The 2,402-nt window shown below is 68.2% G+C and carries 1 protein-coding gene and 1 pseudogene; one reads left to right on the plus strand and one right to left on the minus strand.

Annotated elements, in window-relative coordinates; genetic code table 11:
* Positions 1-958 (plus strand): annotated as a pseudogene (locus D180_RS04415) (conditioned medium factor); the annotation flags it as partial.
* A 266-nt stretch (positions 959-1,224) separates the two neighbouring features.
* Here the strand turns inward: D180_RS04415 and purU are convergent.
* On the minus strand, positions 1,225-2,076 hold the full coding sequence (gene purU / locus D180_RS04420) for a formyltetrahydrofolate deformylase (protein WP_017911840.1): 852 nt from the start codon (positions 2,074-2,076) through the stop codon (positions 1,225-1,227).
* Positions 2,077-2,402: the final 326 nt, after the last annotated feature.

The raw sequence follows: 2,402 nt of genomic DNA on the forward strand, positions 1-2,402 counted from the left end.
GGTGGCCTGGCTCGGCGGCATGCTCGCGCCGCAGGACGGACGCCTGCCGCTGAGCGTGGACGAGCGCTGGATCGTCCGCGCCGGCGCGCGTGCGCCGTTCACCCTGCGCAACCTGCGCGTGGAAGATCCGGACAACTTCGTGCCGCTGGCCACGCGCGCGACGTTGCCGCTGACCCTGCCGGCACTGCGCCGCAGCAGCGTGGCGCGCAGCACCGGCGCGATCGACGAGAGCATGCGCATGGGCGAGCGCCCGGCGCAGCTGAGCGCAGCCGCCACCACCGACATGCAGGCGCAGGCCACCGGCAAGCGCCTGGTGCTGGTGCACGGCTACTGCTCGGGCGGGGTGTGGCCGGTGGCGCAGTTCACCAACGCCTCCCCGTTCCTGGACGTCAACCAGAACCGCAGCAACGACCAGTTCGCGCAGCGCCTGGCGCAGTTCGGCAGCCAGTGGAACTCGTTCGGCACGGTGGCGCACAGCCAGGGCGGCATGGCCGCGCTGCATCTGTACGTCTACTACTGGAGCGGCCTGGACAACGCCAGCGGCGGGCGGGTGATGCAGTCGGTGGGCACGCCCTACCAGGGCACCAACCTGGCCGGCATCCTGGCCACGGTGGGCTCGTGGTTCGGTGTGGGCTGCGGCACCAACAACGACCTGACCTACGACGGCGCCAAGGCCTGGCTGGCCGGCATCCCCAACTCGGCGCGGGCGCTGGTGAACTACTACACCACCTCCTTCGCCAAGACCAACTGGTACACCAACGACTACTGCAACGCGGCCTCGGACCTGGTGCTGAGCGATCCGGAGGACGGCACCGTGGAGCAGGTCAACGGCCAGCTGCCGGGCGGCGTCAACCGCGGCCACACCACCGGCCAGTGCCACACCACCGGCATGCGCGATCCGGCGCAGTACCTGGACGCCAGCCGCAACGCGACGATGAACGCCAACGCGGCGCGTTGAGGGCTGGGAATGGGGAATCGGGAATGGGGAATCGGCAGAGCAAACGCCGCGCTGCGGCTGCTGATGGTCCCCTTCCCTATTCCCGGCCCCATTCCCTGCTTCATCGGAAATGCCACGGTGCAGTGACTGGAGAGCGGGGATGATCGTCGATGCAGACGGTCGGCGCCGCGACCATGGATTAGGGCAAGCGGGTGCTTAGCCGCTGTTGCTGTTGCTGTTGCTGTTGCTGCTCCCCATTCCCGATTCCCGAATCTCCACTCCCCGCCTCAGCGAAATACCACCGTGCGATGCCCGTTGAGCAGGATGCGATGCTCGACGTGGCGGCGCACGGCGCGGGCCAGCACCTGCGACTCGGTGTCGCTGCCCAGACGCACCAGTTCGCGCGGGGTCATGGCGTGGTCCACGCGGGCCACGTCCTGCTCGATGATCGGGCCTTCGTCCAGATCGCCGGTGACGTAGTGCGCGGTGGCGCCGATGATCTTGACCCCGCGCGCGTGCGCCTGGTGGTACGGCTGCGCGCCCTTGAAGCTGGGCAGGAAGCTGTGGTGGATGTTGATCGCGCGTCCGGCCAGCGCCGCGCACAGCGTCGGCGACAGGATCTGCATGTAGCGGGCCAGCACCACCAGATCGATGCGTTCGCGTTCGACCAGCGCCAGCAACTGCGCCTCCTGTTCGGCGCGGTTGGCGGCACTCACCGGCAGGTGGTGGAACGGCACGCCGTAGGACCCGGCCAGCGCGGCGAAGTCGGGATGGTTGGAGGCCACCGCGGCGATGTCCACCCGCAACTGCCGGCTGTGCGCGCGGAACAGCAGGTCGTTGAGGCAATGACCCTGCTTGCTGACCAGCACCAGCAGGCGCGCACGGCGGCGCGCGTCGTGCAGTTGCCAGTCCATCGCGTAGTCGGCGGCCAGCGGCTCCAATTGCAGCTTCACCGCGGCGACGATGCCGTCGGCGGGTACGTCGAAGTGCACGCGCAGGAAGAAACGGCCGCTTTCCTCGTCGCCGAACTGCTGCGCATCGAGGATGTTGCAGCCGTGCTCGAACAGCAGGCCGCTGACGCGGAAGACGATGCCGGTACGGTCCGGGCAGGACAGGGTCAGGATGTAGTCGGGGCGCATCTGGAGATGATAGGGGAAAGGCGGGGATTCGGGATTCGGGATTCGGGAGTTGGGAGTTGGGAATCGGGACAGTCCGTCTCTGGAACGTGGTGAGGCAACTGTCATGCAGCGACGGCGGACAAAGTCCGCTGTGCATCCGATCTTGCACGACGTCGGGACTGAAGTCCCTCCCACAGTGCAGTCCCTGACCGTGCCGGTGCTGCAGTGTGGGCGCGGCCTCAACCAGGACGGTGAGAAGAGGCCACGCCATCCAGCCGCAGCCGGCTTTTCCTTCTCCCTCCGGGACCATGGTCCCCTTTTTGGGGGAAGGTGCCCCGAAGGGGCGG

Source organism: Xanthomonas sp. SHU 166, from assembly GCF_000364685.1.
Classification (GTDB): domain Bacteria; phylum Pseudomonadota; class Gammaproteobacteria; order Xanthomonadales; family Xanthomonadaceae; genus Xanthomonas_A; species Xanthomonas_A sontii.

What these genes read in the sequence shown, in the direction of transcription:
- purU (WP_017911840.1), bottom strand. Translation starts at nt 2,076, where the DNA reads ATGCGCCCCGACTACATCCTGACCCTGTCCTGCCCGGACCGTACCGGC.